The organism is Sphingobacterium prati (assembly GCF_013167215.1).
GTDB lineage: Bacteria > Bacteroidota > Bacteroidia > Sphingobacteriales > Sphingobacteriaceae > Sphingobacterium > Sphingobacterium prati.
In genome coordinates this window covers 152,683-167,556 of sequence record NZ_JABJWY010000006.1, presented here as the reverse complement: position 1 = coordinate 167,556, position 14,874 = coordinate 152,683, and the positions used below count along the sequence as shown (strand labels likewise).

The 14,874-nt window shown below is 36.6% G+C and carries 14 protein-coding genes; 7 read left to right on the top strand and 7 right to left on the bottom strand.

Annotated features, from left to right (window positions below; all coding sequences use genetic code 11):
* Nucleotides 1-517 precede the first annotated feature (517 nt).
* The 3 genes from HPC41_RS00655 to HPC41_RS25740 all read left to right on the top strand — a co-directional run bounded on the left by HPC41_RS00655 (nucleotide 518) and on the right by HPC41_RS25740 (nucleotide 1,529).
* A complete protein-coding gene (locus tag HPC41_RS00655; RefSeq protein WP_172392076.1) occupies nucleotides 518-685 on the top strand; it encodes a hypothetical protein in 168 nt (55 codons plus the stop codon).
* 26 nt (nucleotides 686-711) lie between these two features.
* Nucleotides 712-894 carry a hypothetical protein gene (locus HPC41_RS00650; protein WP_172392075.1) on the top strand — a complete coding sequence of 61 codons (183 nt, stop codon included), beginning with the start codon at nucleotides 712-714 and terminating at the stop codon, nucleotides 892-894.
* Between the two features lie 158 nt (nucleotides 895-1,052).
* On the top strand, nucleotides 1,053-1,529 hold the full coding sequence (locus HPC41_RS25740) for a CPBP family glutamic-type intramembrane protease (RefSeq protein ID WP_172392074.1): 477 nt from the start codon (nucleotides 1,053-1,055) through the stop codon (nucleotides 1,527-1,529).
* 57 nt (nucleotides 1,530-1,586) lie between these two features.
* Here the strand turns inward: HPC41_RS25740 and HPC41_RS00640 are convergent, their stop codons facing one another.
* From HPC41_RS00640 to HPC41_RS00615, 6 genes are all read right to left on the bottom strand, one after another.
* Nucleotides 1,587-1,928: an HTH domain-containing protein gene (locus HPC41_RS00640; protein WP_172392073.1), complete on the bottom strand. Its 342-nt coding sequence runs from the start codon at nucleotides 1,926-1,928 to the stop codon at nucleotides 1,587-1,589.
* Between the two features lie 6 nt (nucleotides 1,929-1,934).
* A complete protein-coding gene (locus tag HPC41_RS00635; RefSeq protein WP_172392072.1) occupies nucleotides 1,935-3,206 on the bottom strand; it encodes a TolC family protein in 1,272 nt (423 codons plus the stop codon).
* A 118-nt stretch (nucleotides 3,207-3,324) separates the two neighbouring features.
* Nucleotides 3,325-5,487 (bottom strand): peptidase domain-containing ABC transporter, encoded by a 2,163-nt coding sequence (locus tag HPC41_RS00630; RefSeq protein WP_172392071.1) that lies wholly within the window; start codon nucleotides 5,485-5,487, stop codon nucleotides 3,325-3,327.
* Between the two features lie 39 nt (nucleotides 5,488-5,526).
* The gene (locus HPC41_RS00625) at nucleotides 5,527-6,627 is read right to left on the bottom strand and encodes an HlyD family secretion protein (RefSeq protein ID WP_172392070.1); all 1,101 of its coding nucleotides are present in this window, start codon (nucleotides 6,625-6,627) and stop codon (nucleotides 5,527-5,529) included.
* A gap of 579 nt (nucleotides 6,628-7,206) precedes the next feature.
* Nucleotides 7,207-7,653 (bottom strand): nuclear transport factor 2 family protein, encoded by a 447-nt coding sequence (locus HPC41_RS00620; protein WP_172392069.1) that lies wholly within the window; start codon nucleotides 7,651-7,653, stop codon nucleotides 7,207-7,209.
* 148 nt (nucleotides 7,654-7,801) lie between these two features.
* Nucleotides 7,802-9,025, bottom strand: coding sequence for an IS4 family transposase (locus HPC41_RS00615; RefSeq protein WP_216660613.1), 1,224 nt, complete (start codon nucleotides 9,023-9,025; stop codon nucleotides 7,802-7,804).
* A 185-nt stretch (nucleotides 9,026-9,210) separates the two neighbouring features.
* On the opposite strand from HPC41_RS00615, the gene HPC41_RS00610 reads away from it, so the two are divergent.
* From HPC41_RS00610 to HPC41_RS00595, 4 genes are all read left to right on the top strand, one after another.
* A complete protein-coding gene (locus tag HPC41_RS00610) occupies nucleotides 9,211-9,954 on the top strand; it encodes a CPBP family intramembrane glutamic endopeptidase (protein WP_172392068.1) in 744 nt (247 codons plus the stop codon).
* A gap of 186 nt (nucleotides 9,955-10,140) precedes the next feature.
* Nucleotides 10,141-10,614, top strand: a complete 474-nt coding sequence (locus HPC41_RS00605; RefSeq protein WP_172392067.1) for a DUF1572 family protein — start codon at nucleotides 10,141-10,143, stop codon at nucleotides 10,612-10,614.
* A 504-nt stretch (nucleotides 10,615-11,118) separates the two neighbouring features.
* A complete protein-coding gene (locus tag HPC41_RS00600; protein ID WP_172392066.1) occupies nucleotides 11,119-11,688 on the top strand; it encodes a type IV toxin-antitoxin system AbiEi family antitoxin domain-containing protein in 570 nt (189 codons plus the stop codon).
* Nucleotides 11,689-11,692: 4 nt separating this feature from the next.
* Nucleotides 11,693-12,637 carry a nucleotidyl transferase AbiEii/AbiGii toxin family protein gene (locus HPC41_RS00595; protein ID WP_172392065.1) on the top strand — a complete coding sequence of 315 codons (945 nt, stop codon included), beginning with the start codon at nucleotides 11,693-11,695 and terminating at the stop codon, nucleotides 12,635-12,637.
* 354 nt (nucleotides 12,638-12,991) lie between these two features.
* Here the strand turns inward: HPC41_RS00595 and HPC41_RS00590 are convergent, their stop codons facing one another.
* A complete protein-coding gene (locus HPC41_RS00590) occupies nucleotides 12,992-14,605 on the bottom strand; it encodes a family 43 glycosylhydrolase (protein WP_172392064.1) in 1,614 nt (537 codons plus the stop codon).
* Nucleotides 14,606-14,874 lie beyond the last annotated feature (269 nt).

Below are 14,874 nucleotides of genomic sequence, written 5' to 3'. Positions count from 1 at the left end.
TTCATAATGTCTTTATTTTATTGTGTTAGTTCTGTTGTTCTTATTTGTTGACTCAAAACTATGACACAATCAGCCCCTAGCCTACGAGCTTTAGATCAACGGACAGGAAAACTCGGTGAATGGTGGAAATTGGGAGGTGAATCGGTTTGCAATAATTCACTGAATTTACGGTAATCAGACGGCAGTTGGAGAGAATAACTTTGTTCCAGGTAATAGATCTATATTCACCTCCCAAATTGGAGATGTAATGTGAGAATACTTATGACAGAATAAATTATCCTCGATTTTAAATAGCCGACTCAAGTTATCAAAAATAATTCGCTCCAATAAAACTATTTCAAACCGACTGTTTAGATCCATCCTTTCAAAAATACATTAAGTTATCTAGCTATGAAATATTTTTTTACTCACTACTGTTTTTATGTAGTGGAGAAAGATATCTTAGAGTAGTTGATCAACGAAGCAGGAATCCGAAAAGGCGTAAATAGAGTAGGAATTTATTCTAAAAAATAAATCTATGAATCATTTGGAATTAAATGAACTCGAAGAATTGACATTTGACGAGATGACCGACACAGAAGGTGGCAATTGGGCAAAGTGGATATTTGAGATGGGGTCAATTTACGACGCTGTTACAGACGGTTGGGAAGGTTTAAAAGAAGGGTTTAAAGCAGGAAATGCGTAACAATTAAAAATTTTAAATATATAAAAATGGAAAAATTAAATAATTTAGACTTGGAATTACTATCAGATTCTGAAATTTTAAGTATTGATGGTGGAGGTTTTTTTAGAGATTTGGGATTTGCAATCGGTTACGCATTCGGTAGCTTTGCAAAAGCTCAAGAGAGAGAGCTTGACGGCGGATTAGGCGGACCAACAGCTAATCATTTTTAGTTTTATATATTGCTATATGGTCTAAATTACCATATAGCAATATTATAATCTATCCATAATTATGAGTAGATTTGCTACTCTTTTTGGTTTCGCAGGGGAACTTAAAAATAGAAAAACATCTTTTACTTTTTTTATTCTCTCGAAGAACAGAATTGTACATGAGAAAACCTCAAATAGAATATTTTTTTAAAACAGTCAGCTTACAAAATTTATTTTTTTTACTAGTTTTCGGAAAACTATTCATAACAGGCCTTTTATCCTACTTGGTAACTGTAATTGATGAAAAGTACCTTCATAATCCCATTGAAGAGGAACCAAATTATATGGTATTTTTTGCATCTGTTCTCTTCGCTCCGTTCATCGAAACTTTACTTTTTCAGTCATTAATCTTTTATTTAGGTAAAAAATTCAGATTAAAAAATTCATTAATCATAGTTGTTTCTACCTTGGCGTTTGCGTTAACGCACCATTATAATTTAATATATTTCTCGGTAACTATTTTTTCAGGACTTTTCTATGCCTGTACTTATAGCTATATATCAAAAAGAGAAAGCACATTTATAGCGTTCTTTTTTGTATCTTCCATTCACGCTATAAACAATCTAACGGCTTGGTTATTTGATATTTTATCGTAGAATCTATACTGTTAGTGATATTAGCGTTTTAAATGTTCTAAAAATTTGCTATCTGTTTTAATAAATTTGATATTTAAAAAATTCGATTGTTAAATATTTTCCAGCCTCGGAAGCTGTCGGAAAAACTGTCCCCCCAGAAATATACCTAAGCTTATCATCCCCTAACGTTTCTATCTTAAACGAAATAGAAATCATAAACTCATGAGTATACAAATAAGTACAGCTCTGACGCGAATATTCTATTGGTGCCCCCTGGCCTTTGAGTTCATCAAGCATGACATATAAACGAGAAACAGATATCCCCAATCGCTTTGCCAATTCAGAAGGCGTTCCCGTTCGTCGCTGACGGATTAATTTGTCCAACAAATTGATCCGATCTATGTATTTGAATAATTGCATAATAATTTAGTTTATCGTTCCGTAAATCTGATAACGTAGCATCATTTGATTAAATGCTACAGTATACTTCGCACGAATCCGCTCTGATTCGGCCTTAATCAAATTATTTTTACTCGTGTTTATGTCATAAATTGAGGCTCTGCCGGCATCGAAACTTCGAACGGTATAGCTGAGTGATTGCTCCGTAGCCCCACTTGCTTCTACAGCAATATGATATTGCTTTTTATTTTCATCTATTTCGAGCAACAATTTGTCTAGAATCTGTGCTTGGATCAACCGTTCATTTTCAATTGAAAGCTGAATGTGTTGTTTGCTGAGTTCCGTTTGCCTAAGTTGTCGTTTACTTTTTCCTTTATTAAAAATGGGAATAGAAACTGTCACGGCAAGCTGCTGCGCAAAGTTGTCTTTGGTCTGTGCAAAGAAGTGCCGTGTATCAGAAGCCTTAAATGCATTGAAATAGGTGCTACCCAGGCCTGCTGACCCTTTTATGGTGGGATATAAAGCAGATTTAATCAATTTGGATTCGAGATCAATTCCCTCTAACTGACTTTGAAACTTGGCAAATACAGGGTTATGTAAATAGGCTTCTTCTTTGAGCGCAGATAATTCACTAGAAATCGGAACTGAGATCATCTCATTTTCCAATACTGGATCTGAGAGTTGTAAGTTCTTATAATCTGGATAGTTCAATAGCTGAGCCAACTTTAAAATGGATTGCTGCATTTCTTTATGATACTGTTGATATTGTTGTTTCTCGCGCAATAAGTTGGCCTTTGCTTCAGCGACAACGGAGACAGCTGTCGCACCTATAGCTGTACTTTTTTCAGCTTTATCCAGTAACTGCAATGAAAACCCGATGGCTGAATCTTGCGCAACGACAAGCGCTCGGTTTAAGAGAACTTGTAGATAGGATTCCATGACCTGAACAGAAAGATTTCGTTTTAAAATTTCCTTTTCAATACGTTCCTGTTCAGCTTCGCTCAAAGCTTTCTTTGCTTGATTCTTAGAATAATTATACTGGTATAGGGTTATTTCACCATTTATCCCGATGTTGCTGTTTAGATTATCATTGCGCCGGATCGTACCAAATACATCTTGTGAATGCCCAAAAGTAGTATAGCCATTGGCATAACCGTTGACACTGGGTAGGCGTTCACGCAAGGCCATCTCCTGGTCTAATATTTTGATTGCAGCCTTAATGTCCTGCTGTTTAACCGGCAAATTATGCGCTATTGCGTAGTCAATACATTCATGTAGTGACCAACTTTTCTGTGCCATTATATCGGTTGTAACCATAAGAATCAAGATGGGTATAAAGCACCACTTTAGGACGAAAAGATTCTGTTGATGAATACGCATATGGAAAATAGATTTATAAGGGCAACTCTTGTATGAATTAATTTAATAAAATGGACTGCTTCTTCCACATATCTTTATAAGCAGATTCTTCCGCCAATAACTGATTATGCTCTCCCTGTTCTATCAGTACACCATCTTTGAGCACAAGGATCTTATCTGCTTCGGCAATCGTACTGAGACGATGTGCAATCACAATCATTGTTTTACCCGAGTCTCTAAAACGATGAAATGCCCGCTGAATAACCTGCTCTGTGGATGAGTCCAGTGCCGAAGTAGCTTCATCCAAGATCAGAACATCAGGATTGCGGTATAAAGCCCTGGCAATAGCAATACGCTGCCGCTGCCCGCCCGATAACATCGCTCCATTTTCACCGAGATAGGTCTCAAATCCAGACGGTAATTTTTCAATAAAAGACATCATATCTAATTCATTGACAACCTGTAAAAGACGTTGAAAATTGGGCACATCTTCACCTACAGCGATATTATTGATCACATTGCCTGAAAATAGGTCTATATGTTGGGGCACTATGGCTATGCGTTCCCGCAAAGAGGATTTGGAAATATAATTTAAATCATATTGACCAATACGGATCTTTCCTTCCTGTACTGGATATAACTGCTGAATCAGTGCGCCCAACGTTGTCTTACCGCTGCCGCTTTCACCGATGACTGCTGTCATTTTACCCTGTTCGATGGTACAACTAAAATTCTTAAACACCTCTACCCTCGATCCATATGAAAATCGGACATTATCGAAAACAATATCTCCAATTAGGTCCGAAGTCAGATGGATTTTATTTTCTTGTTCCTCACGTTCAAGATCCATAATTTCAAATAACCGGTCAGCTGCAATCAGTGCATTTTGTATGGTTTTATTCATACCGATCAATTGCGTAACTGGCCCAGTAAAGTATCCGATCAAAGCATAAAAAGACAATAGTTCACCAGGAGTAATAGTCCGGTTGATGACATAATACGAGCCCGCCCATAATAAAATGATAGTAAAGAGCCTGGACAAAAACTCGCTCGATGTTCCAGAAAACAATCCATTCATGACTGAGGCATAGATGGTTTTCAACAAATGGGAGAACCTATTGTCGGTTCCACTATTAAAATAGGTTTCAATCCCAAACTGCTTAATAGTCTTGACAGAATTGAGCGATTCGACCAAATGCGATTCCAGCTCTGCACTCTCTTCCATCATACGACGTTCAACTTTTTTATTCAGTTTATTGGACAGCCAATAAACAAGGAAATAGAACGGAATCACCAAGAGCATAATTAGCGCTAATTTCCAGAAATAGGTAAACATCAGGGCAAAGGAGAAGACAACAATTAGTATATTTACAACAGCCTGGATGGCAATATCATTAATAAAGGCCCGTATTTTTACAGCGTCGTTAACCCTCGATATGATTTCTCCGACTTTCATCGTATCAAAAAATCGTTGTGGTAAAGTCAGCAGGTGTCGGTAATAACCTAAAATAAGGTATTTATCGATCCTTTGTCCCGTCTGCAGAACCATCACACTTTTTAATGTCCCGATCAAAAGCTGAAATACCAGGATAACTAACATCCCCACTGAAAGAAGATTCAACAACCGAGTGTTACCGTCAATTAGAACATAATCGGTAATTTTCTCGATATAAAATGATGTTGAAAGTCCCAGCAATGTATACACCACAGCTCCGATTAATGCTTGAACAACGACAGATCGATGGGGCTTTACCAGATTCAAGAAGCGTTTATGGACACTAATGGTCTCATTTTTTTGTTCAAAGTACTCGTTTGGCTCCATTAAGATCAATACTCCTGTCCAAACTTTCTGGAACTCCTCAAATGTATATTTCTCCAATTTCCCCGGACCGGGATCCATGACAGTGATTTTATCTTTTTCAACTTTATAGATCACCACATAATGCTGAAGTTGTTCTTTAAGCACAACGTGAGCAATCGCTGGTAGTGGAATTTGTGGAATGGCATCCATTGCTCCCTTTACACCTTTTGCATTAAATCCCATCTGCTGCAGCCCTTGTATCATACCCAATACATTGGTACCCCGGGTATCTGTATGACAATGTTGTCTAATTTTCGCTATGGGGATATTCATACCATAATAGCTAGCTATAGATGCCAGACAGGCGGCGCCACAATCACGAATATCGTGTTGTTTGATACATACCGGTTTCCTTTTCATTCGTGTAAATTGTTTTATCAGCGACGAAGTGATTTATTATTATAATACGGCTGATTTAGTGCCAAGGTTAGGATTGAATAAGTCGTCCGCTCTATCAAAAAGAAGTTGCCACAACGTGCGATCCAAAAGATAAAATCGTGCGTTAAAAGTATTTCCTTTTCCTATTGTAACCTTATTTCCATTGGGTGAGCTTAAATGTTTTTGTTCCATGACACATCGGATCTTGAAAAAGGTTCCTTTCTGTTGATCAACGATCAAATTATAATCGATGTCATGTACTTTACCGTAAACAAAGCCCCATTGATTGTAGTTATAGGTGTCCATCTGGAATTTTACCAACTGACCATCTTTAATATAACCAATAGATTTAGCGGGTACCAAGCATTCTGCTATAAGATTATCTTCGGGCGAAATCTCTAAAATATCCTGTCCTTGCACTACCTGACTGCCTTTCTGATAGCCCTTGAAATTTACTACGGTGCCGCTTATAGGCGCACGTACGATATAGTTTTCACCGTCGATCTGAATCGACTTCTTCTCGGAGGACAGTGACTGTGTCTTTTGTTTCAACTCAACGAGCTTTGCACTCCATTGAGCCATCTGTTGCTTCCTTATAGTAAGAAGTTGGTTCTCTAGCTGCTCAAAAGAGTACTGGCTTTTATCAAGCTCAGCTTGAGACACAACGCCTTGCTTATACAGTTGATTATTTCTATTCAATTCTCGTCTTGCCAATGTCACCTGCGATTGTATTTCCGACATACGCTGCTCCATGGAAATATATTCGAGCTGATATTGCCCACCTTGCAGATTTTTTGCCTTTCCATTAAGAATAAGCTGCAAATCATTTATTTGACGAGAATAATCTATCATTAAATCCTGATTTAGGGTCAATTTGTTTTCTAGATCCTTTGAAACCACAACTAGTAAAGTATCGCCCTGTTTTACATGCTGATTGTTACCGATAATACGATTATCAGTAACTCGACCATTTACCAGTGAAAGTATTTTCGTATTCTCCATTTTTGGACGGACAACACCTTGAGCAGAAATTGAGATAGGCACTTTGATAATAGGCAATAATAGCAAACAGATTACAACAGCCAATATCAGTAGTAAGTATATAATATTTGTTCTCTTCATTTTTTGTATTCCAGGCATTTGATTATAAAGTAGTCTTTATCTATGATCTCTTTACTATAAAATATAATGTCAATCAGGTTATCAACAGTATGTGAAGTCCTACTAAAAAATTATCATGCAATAGTTATGTTCATGAGTCACTTTATTATAAAATTTTACTCCGGGATTGAGATGAAAATTTCATAATTATTTAAAATTTATCAAATAACACTTAAACAGAAACTTTATAATTATGCTTATATAATTATAAATCACATTAATATACACTACACGCTACAATTAAATAAATCTTATATCATAATTATACACAACATATCGTATACAAACAATATATTACGCCCAATATAACACTTATAATATAAGTATTAAAAGAAAAAAACTACACTTTTGTGTAATATCAACTTTTTAAAGATCGGGTATCGCCCACTATTTTAACCTGATGATAATAATATTAGGATTAAAGTCTTGTATCAAAATATCGGAAACAAAAAACCACATCTCCCGACATGGCTTTAAAATAAACATATGATTCACTAGTGGTTTGCCCCTTTTGGACTGCAAACCGCTAGTGATAGGGTGCTATTTATACGAATTGACTGAACTAGATACTTTCCAGCTATCCCCCTCACGTACCAAAGTCACCAGATCAGTCTTGGTAAAATCTTCAAATTTCAATGTCACCTTAGCAACCATATAGTCAGCTGACTCTTCGATAATGTCGGTAGTTACTGTACAGTTGAGCTTTTCGCCTTTTTGTTTTTTCAAAGATTTAACGACCGCGCTGCGATTATAAGATTGTGCATTTGTAGCTTGGATCTTTTGATTGAAATCGGTAGCAAATATCTGCCCTATCCCTGCTGACTCTCCTTCTGTGGTTACCGCAACATAATGGTCTAAAGCGAAATCTGCTGTAGAAAGGTTAACGTTTTCTTTTTCAGTTTTTGATACTGTTTTTTCAGCCGCCATAGCAAATGTTGATACTGCGATTAAGGCTGCTGCTGTGAATGTTTTTACTAGTGTTTTCATAATGTCTTTTTTTATAGTGTTAGTTATATTGTTCTTATTTGTTGACAGTACCGTCCTAAATAAATTTTAGGTCCATAAAAACCCCTATCTACAGGTCTTTCCATGCAGATTTTGTTGTTGCTCTCCGAATTACCCCCTCCTGTCCGTTTCAGAAGAGGTTAAACTGTCCATTTTGATCGGGTGGTTTGCCCGAAATAAATGGGTCATCGGCCCATTTCCACAGATCAATCTTCACGAAGATATTTAGCCGTATGAAATTCACCAGATTGGACAGGTTCCAGCCATATTTCGCACGTTTCTGAATGTACTTAAAAAGTAATATCCCGATCATCGCTGTCCAGATCTGGATGTAAACGGCATTCTCGGAGGTGCCTACAAAAATGGTGACCTTCAACCGCTGCTTGAGGTGTTTAAAGAACGTCTCGATCTCCCAGCGCTCTTTGTAAAGTGCAGCTACCGTTGCCGCCTTCCACTGAAAATGATTGGTCAGGAACTCGTATTCCACATTTTTGATGCTGTCCCAAACCCGGACAAGACGCATCTTCTTATCTCCGTACCGAGTTGCTGAGATGCCATCCAAGGCAATAACTTGATCTTCAATCACCCCTGCTTCTTTCAGTTCATCGCTTTGCCAAGACTTCAATACCGTATATTTCATATTGGATTTGCTCCTTGTTACGAAAAAGCAGCCCTTGCTGTCCAAAACGTTCATCCAGGCGTAATCGACATAACCCCGATCCACCACCACTACACATCCTTTGGGAAAGGATAGGGTCTTTGCGACGGTGGATTCATGTGTTTTTCCATCGGTAATATGCACGAAGCTGGGCATACAACCATCGTAATCCAGTATCGTATGCAGCTTCACCGCACCTTTGGCACTTCGGAACTTTGCCCAATCAAACACTGACAGGCAAAGCGGGATCACAGTGGCATCCATCAACAGCACTTTGCGTTTCAGCATCCGCAGTTCTGAGCGAAGATGCGTCTGCTTCTGCCAGAGTTTGTCCAATAACTCCACATACAGGTCTCGAAACAACACCTGGTCACGATGTGCATTCATGTAGGACAGATTGGACTTGCTGGGCACCCTGCTGATACCCATGTGGCGCATATTGCCCGTTGTACTCCGCAAACCGTTGCTGATGTCTCTAACCGAATCTGCAGACGATAAATGGCAGAAAAGCATGCTTACCAAATGCGTCCAGCTGTTGATACCTTTGTGGTGCTTGTCTGAATCATGCTTGCGCACCAAAAAATTGAAACGCTCGCGGTCGATAAGCGAGAGAATCTGAGAAAATACGTTTATATTTACCATGGTGGTGATCTGTTTTAGCGAACTAAATATAGCATTCCCTGCTATATCATTCACCACCACTTTTTAAATCACATTTAGGACGCTACTGATTTGTTGATTCAAAACTACAACACAATACGCCCCTACCCTACGGGCTTTAGATTAACGAACAGGAAAACTCGGTGAATGGCGGGAATGGGGAGGTGAAAAGAGAAAGATTTTTTACTATCTTAAAGCAACCGATTAAAAAGACATCTTTTATGCAATCTTATTTAAGAAGCTCTTGGAAAAGTATTCTCAATTTCAACTGGAAGTTTGGTTTATTTCTAATTATCATAATTTGTGTACCAAGATTTATTATGGTGCTCCATGCTAACCAATATGCTAATTATCAATTTATTGGTTTAACAATGCTGTTATCATTTATTGTTCCTTTCATATTCTTAAATAAAAAAGGCATGAGGGCCATTGGTTGGAACAGACCTAAAAGTTATAAGTGGTTATTCATAGCTTTTATTGGCGGTTGCTTGTATGCTTACCTATTATTCCTTTTGGGTACACTCCTTTATCAAGATAGTTATCAAAACTGGTATGTGTATATCGCCAATTCTTATAAAATTCCCGCAGATATAACGATAGAGGCAAAAAGGCAAATGTTCCTCATCATGGCTGGTACGGGGATGTTATTTAGCCCATTTGGTGAAGAACTATATTTTAGAGGAATAGTTCATGAAACCTTTGTTTCGAGATTTGGAAATCATGGTGCATCAATGCTAGATAGCTCTGCATTTGCCTTAACACACATTGCTCACTTTGGATTAGTATACTGGCTCGACGGTTGGCATTTTTTTTTCATACCAACACTTATCTGGTGTTTGTCAATGTATTTTGCAAGCAGATTGTTTTACTTCTTCAAGATGAAAACAGAGGCTATTTGGGGCGCTATAATTTGTCATGCAGCTTTTAATTTGAGTATGATTTATTGTATATTTTATCAGTTATAATATAAAAGCTACATCCCTCGAAACGGCTACGACACATGTATTTATTTGATAACGAATAAAATATGAGATAAAGTATGAAACTAATTGATTTTGAGCTATCGGGGAATAATGGGATAATTTCTAGATCATTCAACAATTTAGAAAATTCATAAATTATGTAACTTTATAACTTAAATAACTATAAGAATGGAACTTAGGCATGAATTGGCAAGGAGGTTCAAAGAAGTGATCTTGAATGGAACTTTTATTGCAAACACCAATTATAGGGATCAACTGGAAGGACTTGACTGGAAAACGGCGACGAAACAGTTTGACAATCTAAATTCAATTGCCATTCTCGCCCAACACATTCATTACTACATAAAAGGAGTTAAAGATGCTTTTAGAGAGGGAACTCTGACTATAAGGGATAAATATAGCTTTGATTTTCCTGCTATAATTTCAAGTGATGAATGGGAAGTTTTTTTAACTAATTTTTGGAAAGATGCCATAGAATTTGCTCAGATGCTTGAACAAATGCCAAAAGAAAAACTACAAGAAATTTTTATAGATGAGAAATATGGTACTTATCTGCTAAATATAGAGTCGATGATTGAACACTGCTATTATCACCTAGGGCAGATAGTGCTCCTGAAAAAGTATTTTGTTGTAAATGCCTAATTGAGGACATTACTTATCACATTTATGCAATTACAAAACCATTATCTTCCTTTAATATGGCTCTTAAAAGCGCCTATCAAAACCTTCAGTACTTAGCTTTATTTCTACCTTGACCTGTTCACAACAACCGTTTTTATTTTCTTTACATCGCCATCAATTGCTCAAGAAAACTCGTTAGTACATGGTGTATATATCGGTGCATAACGGGCCAGGATAGGAATATAAAAATTATTGTACAAACAAAGAATCAGGCCCTTTTTGACGTAAAAAGCCACGTCTCTCGACGTGACTCTATAAATAGATGATGTACTAGTAGCTTGTCTTTTACCTGTCTGAAAGACCACTTTTGTTAAATACTATTTATATATGGTAATACAAATTAGAAAAAGTTATTAATACCAACCTTCGCTACAACACTCATATACAGCATATTTAAAAAAAATAAAACTACTTTACGTACAAAAATTTGCATGAAATTTGAATTTTATTTCATACATTTGAATCATGTATAAGCTGGATAATTTAAGGAAATCAATACGAAAAGGGCTGGTATATCGTAGAGAGGATTTAGCAAAATCGTCAAAATCGATAGATCGTGATTTAGCGAACTTAGTACGAGAAGGTAGTCTTAAAAAAATAGCTCAAGGCTTATACTATGCACCTAAAAAAACAGCTTTCGGAGATTCTGCACCTGAGGAGAAAGATGTAATAAAAAAATATTTAAAAGGTGATGATTTTTTGATAACATCACCCAATTATTACAATTCATTGGGATTGGGAACAACGCAGCTGTATAATAGCAAAAAGGTGTACAATCATAAAAAACATGAAGATGTCAAACTTGGCAATAAGGTTTATCAATTTAGGCGTAAGTCTAAATTTCCGAAGCAACTGTCATCCGAATACTTAGTTATCGATTTATTAAATAATATAAAAAGCCTGGAAGAAGATGAGCAAACTTTAGTAGATAATCTAAAGTCAAAGGTACCGCACTTTAACAAAGAGCTTCTTAAAAAAAATGCTGATAAATATGGTTCTATAAAAGCTAAAAAAATAATAAATAAATTAGAATAGAACAATGTATCTACATCAGCACAAGAGCTTCAAAGACTTACTCCTTGCGGAATCTGAAGAACGGGCGATTGATCCCATATTGATCGAAAAAGATTATTGGATTATGCATTGCCTTTACGGACTTCAAAAATTAGGCTTTCGGTTTGAGTTAAAAGGTGGCACGTCCCTATCAAAAGCATATAAAATAATTGATAGATTTTCAGAGGATATTGACATCCACATCCACCCCGGCGCAACATTGGGGATAAATGAAAATCCTAAAAATACCAATGCAAACAATGTTGCCAAAAGACTAGCTTTCTATGACATGCTAGCAGATGAAATCAAAATAGAGGGGATTGAAGTAGTTGAAAGAGATACTTTCTTTGACGATACCGATTATTATCGGAGTGGAGGAATAAGATTAATTTACAATTCTTTTTTTAACGCATTGCCAGGATTAAAAGAAGGAATTTTATTAGAAGTAGGATTCGATAACGTAACTCCAAACAATCCTATGGATATTTCGTCATGGGCGTTTGACAAAGCGTTACAAGCATCAACTAGTTTAACAGATAACAGAGCGCTGCAAATTCCATGTTATGATATGCGCTATACCTTTGTAGAAAAATTGCAAACGATAGCAACCAAATTTAGAAATATGCAAAGTTCGGGAAATAGTCAAGCCAACTTTATGCGTCAATATTATGACATATACCAACTCCTCAATCAACAAGAAGTAAAGGAATTCATTGGAACTCCTGAGTATTTAAACCATAAAGAGCGTAGATTCCCTAACGCAGACTTCGAAATCCCTATTTCACAAAATCAAGCTTTTTTACTAGAAGACGACAAGTTAAAACAACAACTTAATCAATCGTATATTAAAAGCAAAGCACTATACTATAATGGGCAGATTGATCTACAATCCATACTTGATCTATTGAAAATACACCTTAAAAATTTATAATATTTCAAATCAACCAATGATATCCACTTAATCCACAAATTCAATCCTTGTCTTTTTTAGAAAGGAATTCTGAACCAGTCTGATCGTATCAAAAACCGCCCAACCTGACTTCTTAAAATTTAAAAAAAACACATTTTCCGACATGGATTCTAAATTAACATATGATTCACTAGTTGCCAGCTTTTGGTATGACCGAACTGACCACTAGTTATTGGATACTATTATACAAATTGATTGATGTGGACACTTTCCATTCATTACGTACATGCAACAAAGTCACCAGATTAGTCTTGGTAATTTTTCAAATTTCAACGTTATTAAAAAAGGGCGAGAAAGCATCGTATTCCATGCGGGTTATTTAGATCTAATAAGCGTTATATCATCTATATGACAATAAGCATTCGCCTTCCCACTAGCAATGAAACCTATTTCAATGTGCCCATTCTTTATGGATATATTCTCTAGGGTAATATTACTCCAATTCCGATCCGCTTTGCTCAGTTTTTGTTTATACGTTTTACCATTACTTAAGGCATACATATAGATATCCTCAAATCCGCTGCTGCGTTTAAATTTTGCAGATAAAGTATATTTCCCATCCGCTAGTTCCACATGCTGGCTAGACTGAATAATCTGTGAAACCTTACGTTTAAAATCTATTTTATCATTAATCTGCAAACTCTTTTCTCCAATTACCTGCTTTCTATCCTCGACAGTATTGAAATAATTAAGCACAGGAGATAAAGAATCACTGACAGAGAGTATATTTCCCTTAATGATAGTGGTTTGCCATCCTAATAACTGTTCCTGAACGGGCTTTACTGGACTTGGTATATGTCTTCTATCGGCCTCGAAACTCCCGTTTTTAACATAATTATTGTCACTGTTCACCAGCCATTCTCCTGTTGTTGGATGAAGACTCCATGAACTTAAGGAATTAAAAATAGGCTTTGGGCCATCAAAGGAAAGGGGACACCACTGGTTATATCCTAGACCATTGCCCGCAAAATTAGCCCATCGGTCTCCACAATAGATAACTGTCTGCTTTTTAGTTCCTTTTAGCGTGACAAAAAATCCTGTTTGCGTGACATGGGCATAATCTGCCTCTGAGCCTTCCATGATCAGCATTTCATTGGTTGGCGTATATGGGCCGTAAATATGATCTGAAACTAAGTAATAAGCAAAAGAGGAGTCCCAGCCATATAAGTTGGAGGCAAATAAATAGTATTTTCCATTATGTTTGAACATACAGTTACCCTCTCGTCCCTCGCCTTTAAATACCATATTACAATCCAATAGTCCTACCTTACCGTCCTTTACACCAATTTGTGAAATGTAAATCTTGTTTCGTCCTCTTCCATAGGAATACACCAGGTAAGACTTTCCGGTATCCTCGTCGGTGAAAACCGTTTGATCTCCGGTGTTGCTTGTGCCTATCATACCAGTCATATTGATGCGCTGGTGCCATTTAAATGGTCCATTGGGACGCTCTGATAAGGTAACTAATAATTGATCATTATGTTGGATGAGTAGCGCATACTTGTCTATTTCCTTGATATATGCGACACCTAAACGTCCTGCCCAGCGCGTCTGGATAGAATTTTTATTGAGTTCATCAAGAGTCAGTACATCTCCATGAGAGGTCCAGTTTACGAGATCCCTAGACACATAACAAGTGACAGAAACAAAATTGTCACGTTCAGGAGTAACACTAGGATCATTTCGGTATTTTTCAGATTCTTGATATTTTGCTCCATACCAAAAATATTTAGTCTGCCCATCTTCAGGGTCTTTGAAAGAAAAAACACCTCCTCCCTGGCTATATAAAGGACCTCCGTCTTGGGTGTCCCAAAAAATATCATTTTTAATCTTCAAAAACCCATTTGCAGGAACTGACTGACCTTGCAACTGCAAAAATAAAAAGCAAAGGATAAAAGAAAATAATATGTGTTTAGATAAGGTGATCATAGTTTTGGTCCATTGGAAAGATCCAAGATAAAGCAATAATTCCTAAAAGCCATCATGCCCCGACCTGTACTTCCCTAAAGGCATATTTTTTTTACATTTAAAACTTGGAGTAAGTAAGAATGTTATTATTAAAAATTTAAAAAAATCACTTCAATAAAACTATTTCAATATAGCGTTTGTTCTTACTATACAAAACGGCTACAAGCTGCCTTTCAAAGGAAAGGTTTAACATAAAAATTGGCGTCGTACAGTGAAAATCCAATTGTCTT

Coding starts and splice junctions, on each gene's coding strand:
- HPC41_RS00605 (WP_172392067.1), top strand. CDS start 10,141: ATGGAACTTAGGCATGAATTGGCAAGGAGGTTCAAAGAAGTGATCTTG.
- HPC41_RS00620 (WP_172392069.1), bottom strand. CDS start 7,653: ATGAAAACACTAGTAAAAACATTCACAGCAGCAGCCTTAATCGCAGTA.
- HPC41_RS00610 (WP_172392068.1), top strand. CDS start 9,211: ATGCAATCTTATTTAAGAAGCTCTTGGAAAAGTATTCTCAATTTCAAC.
- HPC41_RS00595 (WP_172392065.1), top strand. CDS start 11,693: ATGTATCTACATCAGCACAAGAGCTTCAAAGACTTACTCCTTGCGGAA.
- HPC41_RS00630 (WP_172392071.1), bottom strand. CDS start 5,487: ATGAAAAGGAAACCGGTATGTATCAAACAACACGATATTCGTGATTGT.
- HPC41_RS00650 (WP_172392075.1), top strand. CDS start 712: ATGGAAAAATTAAATAATTTAGACTTGGAATTACTATCAGATTCTGAA.
- HPC41_RS00640 (WP_172392073.1), bottom strand. CDS start 1,928: ATGCAATTATTCAAATACATAGATCGGATCAATTTGTTGGACAAATTA.
- HPC41_RS00625 (WP_172392070.1), bottom strand. CDS start 6,627: ATGAAGAGAACAAATATTATATACTTACTACTGATATTGGCTGTTGTA.
- HPC41_RS00635 (WP_172392072.1), bottom strand. CDS start 3,206: ATGGCACAGAAAAGTTGGTCACTACATGAATGTATTGACTACGCAATA.
- HPC41_RS00655 (WP_172392076.1), top strand. CDS start 518: ATGAATCATTTGGAATTAAATGAACTCGAAGAATTGACATTTGACGAG.
- HPC41_RS00590 (WP_172392064.1), bottom strand. CDS start 14,605: ATGATCACCTTATCTAAACACATATTATTTTCTTTTATCCTTTGCTTT.
- HPC41_RS00600 (WP_172392066.1), top strand. CDS start 11,119: ATGTATAAGCTGGATAATTTAAGGAAATCAATACGAAAAGGGCTGGTA.
- HPC41_RS25740 (WP_172392074.1), top strand. CDS start 1,053: ATGAGAAAACCTCAAATAGAATATTTTTTTAAAACAGTCAGCTTACAA.